This window comes from Lysinibacillus sp. ZYM-1 (genome assembly GCF_001308875.1).
Taxonomy (GTDB): domain Bacteria; phylum Bacillota; class Bacilli; order Bacillales_A; family Planococcaceae; genus Lysinibacillus.
The window spans coordinates 25,602-32,891 of sequence record NZ_KQ465145.1; the positions used below are offsets into that span (position 1 = coordinate 25,602).

Annotated in this window: 9 protein-coding genes; 6 read left to right on the plus strand and 3 right to left on the minus strand. The window is 37.8% G+C overall.

The genetic code is table 11. The features are described 5' to 3' along the window. The first annotated feature begins 68 nt into the window (after nt 1-68). Both AO843_RS21260 and AO843_RS21265 read left to right on the plus strand, forming a co-directional pair. Nucleotides 69-515 (plus strand): CidA/LrgA family protein, encoded by a 447-nt coding sequence (locus AO843_RS21260; protein WP_054613073.1) that lies wholly within the window; start codon nt 69-71, stop codon nt 513-515. Next, on the plus strand, nt 508-1,185 hold the full coding sequence (locus tag AO843_RS21265) for an LrgB family protein (protein ID WP_054613074.1): 678 nt from the start codon (nt 508-510) through the stop codon (nt 1,183-1,185). Before AO843_RS21260 ends, AO843_RS21265 begins: the two co-directional genes overlap by 8 nt. Nucleotides 1,186-1,217: 32 nt before the next feature. Here AO843_RS21265 and AO843_RS21270 read toward each other — a convergent pair whose 3' ends face one another. Both AO843_RS21270 and AO843_RS21275 read right to left on the minus strand, forming a co-directional pair. Further along, nucleotides 1,218-1,814: a class I SAM-dependent methyltransferase gene (locus tag AO843_RS21270; RefSeq protein WP_054613075.1), complete on the minus strand. Its 597-nt coding sequence runs from the start codon at nt 1,812-1,814 to the stop codon at nt 1,218-1,220. 381 nt (nt 1,815-2,195) lie between these two features. After that, nucleotides 2,196-3,665: an aminotransferase class I/II-fold pyridoxal phosphate-dependent enzyme gene (locus tag AO843_RS21275; RefSeq protein WP_054613076.1), complete on the minus strand. Its 1,470-nt coding sequence runs from the start codon at nt 3,663-3,665 to the stop codon at nt 2,196-2,198. Nucleotides 3,666-3,808: 143 nt separating this feature from the next. Here AO843_RS21275 and AO843_RS21280 point away from each other — a divergent pair, with 143 nt between their 5' ends. Next, nucleotides 3,809-4,768 carry an NAD(P)H-dependent flavin oxidoreductase gene (locus tag AO843_RS21280; protein ID WP_054613077.1) on the plus strand — a complete coding sequence of 320 codons (960 nt, stop codon included), beginning with the start codon at nt 3,809-3,811 and terminating at the stop codon, nt 4,766-4,768. A 20-nt stretch (nt 4,769-4,788) separates the two neighbouring features. Continuing rightward, complete coding sequence (locus tag AO843_RS21285; RefSeq protein WP_054613078.1) at nt 4,789-5,076, plus strand: UPF0223 family protein; 288 nt, start codon at nt 4,789-4,791, stop codon at nt 5,074-5,076. Nucleotides 5,077-5,188: 112 nt separating this feature from the next. On the opposite strand, the gene AO843_RS21290 is transcribed toward AO843_RS21285, so the two are convergent. Then, entirely contained in the window at nt 5,189-5,815 is a 627-nt protein-coding gene (locus AO843_RS21290; RefSeq protein ID WP_054613079.1) for a YktB family protein, read from the minus strand. 125 nt (nt 5,816-5,940) lie between these two features. Between AO843_RS21290 and AO843_RS21295 the strand changes: the two genes are divergently transcribed. After that, nucleotides 5,941-6,138 (plus strand): hypothetical protein, encoded by a 198-nt coding sequence (locus AO843_RS21295; protein WP_054613080.1) that lies wholly within the window; start codon nt 5,941-5,943, stop codon nt 6,136-6,138. A 246-nt stretch (nt 6,139-6,384) separates the two neighbouring features. Then, on the plus strand, nt 6,385-7,179 hold the full coding sequence (locus tag AO843_RS21300; RefSeq protein ID WP_054613081.1) for an inositol monophosphatase family protein: 795 nt from the start codon (nt 6,385-6,387) through the stop codon (nt 7,177-7,179). Nucleotides 7,180-7,290: the final 111 nt, after the last annotated feature.

The window sequence follows — 7,290 nt, forward strand, 5'->3', positions numbered from 1 at the left end:
AAAATTATAATAGACAGAAAATTCATGCAGATGTAGAATGGACGATATAGGGGGTGAAAAGTGGCGAAATGTTGAACGAAAATTTTGCTGCGATGTTGTTGCGAGTTGTTCGTATTATTGTTCAAATGGGCATTCTTAATATTTATTATTACATGGGGGTAGGGATTGTCTCTTATTTGCACATACCTCTTCCGGGTAGTGTCGTTGGATTATTACTATTAGCACTTTCACTTATTTTTAAAATCATGAAGGTAGAATATATTCAAGACGGTGCAGGTTTTTTAATCGGCATTTTAACGTTGTTTTTCATTCCAGCAACGGTTGGTGTCATTGATTATCCCGAGCTCATGTCAATCACAGGCTTGCTTATTATTTTAGCAGTAATCGCCAGTACATTAATCTCTATTTATGTGACAGGATTATTGACGCAAATAATCGAGAAAAAAGAATCAGCAAAAAAAGAAATCACTGAAATTACCTTAGAAGAAGGGAAGGGGGAGTTGTCTGTTGATTGAAGCAAGTGTTGTCTTAAGTACCATTATTATGTTCATTTTATTTACAAAGCTTTATCAGCGATTCCCGCATCCTTTAGTGATTCCTCTGGTCACAACAACCATCGTTAGTGCGGTTGTTTTGCTTGTTTTTGATATTCCATATGAAACTTATATGGTAGGAGGAGAATGGCTTCAGAAAATGCTAGGGCCGGCAGTTGTTGCCCTTGCATATCCTCTTTATAACCAAAGAGCCATTATTATGAAGTATAAATATTCCATACTATCAGGACTTCTAATCGGCATGATGACTGGTTTAGTGACAATTTTTGTGCTGCTTAAATGGATCGGTGTACAGGCAAGTTGGATGCTGACGGCATTACCAAAATCATTAACAACACCTGTTGGGATGCAGGTAAGTGAAACGATTGGAGGTATTCCACCTTTAACAGCTGTTTTTGTCATGATTGCAGGATTTGTTGGAGCTATTATCGGACCATTAGTCATTAAGTACGGAAAAATTGATTCTGCCGTTAGTAGAGGCGTTGCAGTTGGTAGTGCTTCACATGGCGTAGGTCTTGTTAAATTAAGAGAATATGGGGAACAAGAGCTGTCAGTTGGTTCATTATCCATGGGCTTAACGGCCGTGATTGGTGCATTTTTCTGCCCGCTATTTGTCTATTTATTTATGTAGAGAGCTATATACAGAGTGTCTGTATATAGCTCTTAGCTTTTTTGGACAATCAGTTGGATAGTATGTGCTAGCCCAGTGTGAAGCATTCCCTCATACCTAATCTGCTCACCTGTAAAGAAGTGTAAAATTTTATGAGCCTGACACCATTTAAGTACCTCTAAAGGGTTATACAATAAATTGATTTGTTGCGGACCGCCAGATCCATAAGGAAGTTGGTATATTGAATAAAGCTCCATCATGATGCATCCACCGGGTTTTACTGAATCAATAATCTTTTGGAAAACGGCCCATTGCTGCTCTATTGGAAAATGCCCAAACACCATTATGGCAGCATCATACATGTTTACAGGAAGCTTATCCTGAAGTAAATCTGCTAGCACTGTGTGAACTGAAACGAGATGCTTTTTGGCTAAATGTTCCGTTTTTTGAAGACCGCTTTTAGCGTAATCATAGGCAGTTACGTCATACCCCTTTGATGCTAAGTAAACGGCATTACGACCTTCTCCCTCTGCATAAGCGGCGATGCTGGAATATCCCTCTAAATGATGTGCATAATCTTTAATAAATGCATTTGGCTGTTCTCCATAAACGTATTCGGCTGTTTGGAAACGTTGATCCCATGTATTCATCCAATTCACTCCTTTTTCAATATTGTAAATAAAAGACAGTGCTATTTCTAATTTTTTGCTTTTTTTGTATAGATTCTCTGCAAGCAACTAAATATTGCAGTGTATTTGAATATTTCACGACAAGCTGTGTCTAAATGGGGATGGGGGGAAGGGTTATCTTAATATAGATTTTCATTAAATTAAGAGAATTGTATCAGTTTTCATTAGATGAATGGATTATAGGAAAAAACTTTTCTGAAATAACAAAAGATTATTCACATTCAATTAATCATACAAGAGTCAGGGATTTTTTGTGGGAGTACTGATGCCTATTTTCCCCAATTTAGGAATACAAATACTAAAAAAGCTAGCACTTCAGTATGAAAGTGCTAGCTTATATTGCTAAAAAATTGGCTTACGTTCTTTTATTACACGAATTGTTTTTAATGTTGAATCCTCTGGTCCTTGAACAGGTAAGCCTGCCTCAATATTCATTTTAATATAATGAATATTTTCTTGGGTAATTATTTCCCCGGGAATAAAAATTGGAATTCCAGGAGGATATACCATAATAAATTCTGCACAAATACAGTTATCTGCTTCAGCAAGTGGAACTACCTCAGTATCCGCATAAAAAGCATCGCGTGGTGACATTGCAAGTGCTGGAATATCGGGAACATTAACCACAGCTTCAGTTATAGCTGCTTCAGAATCAAATGCTTTTGACATACGACTAAGTGCATTGACCAAAAGATTAATCTCTTTCTTCGTATCACCTAATGTCACCAAACATAAAATATTATATAGGTCAGACAGTTCTACTTCAATATTGGCATTATGACGTAACCATTCCTCAGCTCGATGCCCAGAAATACCCAAATCTTTGACGCTAATAAGAAGCTTTAAAGGGTCCATATCATAAGTTGCAGATGAATGTAATTTTTCCTTACCAGCACATTTTAAATGCGGGATTTGGTTGATTCGTTTACGTGCATCCTTTGCTAAACGCAGTGCATCGTCGATTAAATCATATCCATGAATGGCTAATTGCCGTCGAGCCGTGTCGAGGGAAGCAAGCAATGGATAGGATGTCGATGTAGTTGTTAGCATAGAAAAAACAGCTTGTACACGCTTAGCTGAAACAAGACCTTCGCGTACATTTAAAATGGAAGTTTGTGTCATGGAGCCACCAAGCTTGTGAACGCTTGTAGCAGCCATATCTGCACCTGCTTCCATTGCTGAATAGGGTAGATCATCATGGAATTTAATGTGTACACCATGTGCTTCATCTACTACTACAGGAATATTACGGCTATGAACGATTTCGACAATGCGTTTTAAATCAGCTGTGAAGCCAAAATAAGTTGGATTAATAACTAGTACTGCTTTTGTATCAGGATAAGCATTCAATGCTTTTTCGACAGCCTCAGGGGATATGCCATGAGAAATCCCGTATTCACTATCGACTTCAGGATGAATAAAAATTGGAATTGCACCAGCGAAAACTATCGCCGACATAATAGATTTATGGACATTCCGCGGCACTAGAATCTTATCACCTGGACCTACGACGGTCAGGATCATCGTCATGATGGCGCCACTAGTACCTTGAACGGAAAAGAATGTATGATCAGCACCAAAAGCTTCTGCTGCAAGATTTTGCGCTTCTTTAATAGCACCCTTTGGTGAATGTAAATCGTCTAGTGGAGCAATATTAATTAAATCAATTGATAAAACGTTGTCGCCGACGAATTCTCGGAAAGCAGGGTCCATCCCTTGCCCTTTCTTATGGCCTGGAATATGGAACTGAATAGGATGTCTGTTCCGATGTTTAAGTAATACGTCGAACAATGGAGTCTCTAGTTGTGACAACGCAGGTACCACCTCACTTTAAATTATCTAAGAAAACAAATGAATTATAGCACCTAACGACACGAAAAAATAGACTTTTCATAAAAAATAAAGGAATTTTTAAGGATATCGAGAAATTATTATCGAACGAAAGGGGAGGTATTATGAGTTGGAATACACGTGTGACAGAGCTTTTGCAGGTTAAATACCCAATTATTCAAGGTGGGTTAGCCTATCTAGCCTATGCTGATTTAGCAGCAGCAGTGTCGAATGCTGGAGGGTTAGGTCAAATCACGGCTATGAGTTTACGAGATCCAGATTTATTGCGAGCAGAGATTCATAAAGTGCGAACATTAACAGATAAACCATTTGGTGTAAACTTTGCTATTGGCTTACATGGTACAGGCTACGAAGAGATGGTGCGTATTGCTGTTGAAGAGGAAGTACCTGTAGTGACGATGACGGGAGGTAACCCAGCACCCATATTTGATTTATTAGCAGGAACGAATATTAAAAAATTAGTACTTGTAGCTGCACGTAGACAAGCACAAAAAGCTGAACAACTTGGAGCAGATGCTGTGATGGTTGTTGGACAAGAGGGTGGCGGACATCTTGGAAGGGATGATGTAGGCACAATGGTGTTAGTACCGCAGGTTGTTGATAGTGTGAAAATTCCAGTCGTTGCTTCTGGAGGTATAGGCGATGGTCGAGGCTGGATGGCTGCCCATGCACTGGGAGCTGAGGGTATTGAAATGGGTACTCGTTTTATTGCAACAAAGGAATGTGTCGATGCTTCAGCAGCGTATAAAGAGGCACTATTAGCAAGCACAGAGGCTGATACAACGATCATAAAACGTTCTATCGGCGCACCAGCTCGTGCTTTACGAAATGAGTTTACAGCTAAAATTTTAGAAATTGAGGAAAAAATGCCAACTTATGACGCTTTAAAAGAATATATAAGTGGTTCAGCTAATAAGCGTTTTATTTATGATGGTGATCAGAATCAGGGCTTTGGCTGGGCTGGACAAGTGACGGGGATGATTCATGATATCCCAACCGTTGAGGAATTAATCAATCGAATGGTTGCAGAAGCAGAAAGTATCCGGTTAAAATGGGGGCAATAACGTAAAGGTGGTTTTGTCGAATGGAATATTCGTATCCGTTTTCAACAGATTGGTCTACAGAGGAGATTGTGGATGTTGTTCAATTTTTTGAAGGGATTGAACAAGCTCATGAAAAGGGCATTAAACGTGAGGTCATGATGGCTAAATATCGACGCTTTAAAGAGATTGTTCCTTCACAAGCTGAAGAAAAATCAATATTTCGTGAATTTGAAGAAGCAAGTGGCTATATAAGCTACCCCGTTGTAAAACAAACAAAAGAAAGCGAAGATGGTACGATTATCAAAGCTGTCCCTAAAAAAGGACGATAAAAAAGTGGATGTGAGAACAACTCACATCCACTTTTTAATTTTTTGTGTTAAAAAACGACATTTTGCATACACTACTTCAATAAATAGCAAAAGGTTAAAGCTTGTTTTTAGATTACTTACCAACAATGACATTGTAAAGAGGAAGTAAGTTGTTGAATGTTTGCTCAGTTAATTGGTTTAATTCGCTAGCTGATAATTTTGTTGCTTGCTCTTTGGAAAGGTGACGACCAATTAAAAACTCACCTTTTTTTACATCACGTAGACGTAAAAGCAATCCCTCAAGCTTGTCTTCTTTTGCCTCTCCAAGTGAAACGGCTTCTGGAGACATGTGATCACCTGACACAATAAAATCATCTGGTAGCTGCTCAAATAATGATTGATGAGCGAGTAAACGTTCGGCCATGACATTTTTTTGAGGTGCTTCATAAATAATAGCTAAGACGATGAATAAATGTGAGTGCCATAGACCAATCTGAAAGTGAGGCAATGATTTATAACCTCTTTTATATGGGGCAAAGGCAACCCAACTATCTTTTGGTGGGTTGACAGTTCTTCTAGCATGTCTGGCAACATGTGGAAAAAATTCTTCGCCTAGTTGGCTTGAGAAATAGGTGGAAAAATCATCACCAAGCTGATGAAATTTTGGGCGTACATGATTAATTAATGCATCCATTCTTTGTTCTAAACCGTCTATTTTAAAAACATTAAAGTCTTTGTTTGTCCATTTTATTTTTGGCAATTTTATTTTACTCCTTTCGTTTTATAAGGTTTATTTTACGCTGATTTTGGGAAAAAATCTTATAACAAGAACTTTATCGAACTTGAAAAGTTTTTGTAAAAAAATTAAAAAAAGGAAGTGTTTTTATGAAACCAATCGTAAAAATTATACGTAAAGTTGACATTGAAAAGCAATATGAACACATTTTACAATTAGAATTAGATTATGAATTAGCTTCGCTTTTTGCAGCGATGAATGAAAAAAACGATATTGAGATTAAAAAAAGTAAAAAACGTTTGTCAGAAATCCAGATGGAACTTGAAAGTTTGCACGCCTATGCGTAATCAAAATCTTATACCCATTTAAAAAATCACTTGCTGAATATTCCGACAGCAGGTGATTTTTATTGTGACAAAGGGTAAAATAGATGTTATTGATGTTATATCATAGCGTAAAGAATTTCTATATTTCGTGAAGTTCATGTTTTATATGGCCATAAAGACGTTGTTAAGTGATGGACAAGGTGAGACCAATTTACAAAGAGTGAGAAAAGTAAAGGCCTTTTCTTATATTCGAAGGGTGGGTTTTAATTGGATATACAACAAATGGATGAATTTGCGAAAAGTATAATTTTTGAAGCTGGAAGACGTATTCGAAAAGCTTTTTCGTATAATTTAGTGATCGAGACAAAATCAGGTGCCAATGATCTGGTGACAAATATTGACCGAGAGACCGAATTATTTTTTATCGACCAAATTAAAGCTTTTAATCCAGCCCACAAAATTCTAGGGGAAGAAGGAATGGGCGAAAAAGTAGAGTCATTAGATGGTGTAGTTTGGATTATTGATCCCATTGATGGCACAATGAATTTTGTCAAACAGCATCGTCATTTTATGATTTCGATTGGAATTTTTGTCAATGGGGTAGGAAAGTTAGGGTACATATTTGATGTCATGCGTGAGGATTTATTTTACGCTATTGCAGGTCAGGGTGCGTGGTATAACGATTCTCCACTGCGTAAACTTCAATCTGTCACGATGGAAGAAGCAGTCATTGGCATCAATGCACATTGGGTAGCACCTAATCGACATATTCATCACGAAAAGGTAATTGAAATGATTCGCAAAGTTCGAGGCACTCGTTCCTATGGCTCAGCTGCCATGGAAATCGCGTTTGTTGTTAGTGGGAAGTTGGATGCTTATGTTTCTATGCGACTATCACCCTGGGATATAGCTGGTGGTGCCATTATTGCTAAAGAGGTTGGGGCCATCGCTACAAACTTGCACGGAGAAGGCTTTGACTTTTTACATCAAGATACATTTATTATTGCCAATCCCTCCATTCATAGGGAATTGTTAGAAAAATATATTGTGCCTTATGAATAAAAAGAGCTGTCTATTTACGCACTGACCTAGAAAAGTGAGACAAATAAAAACACCTTTCGTTGAAAAACGGGTATAAGCATACCAAACAATCAACGGAGGTGTTTTTCTATG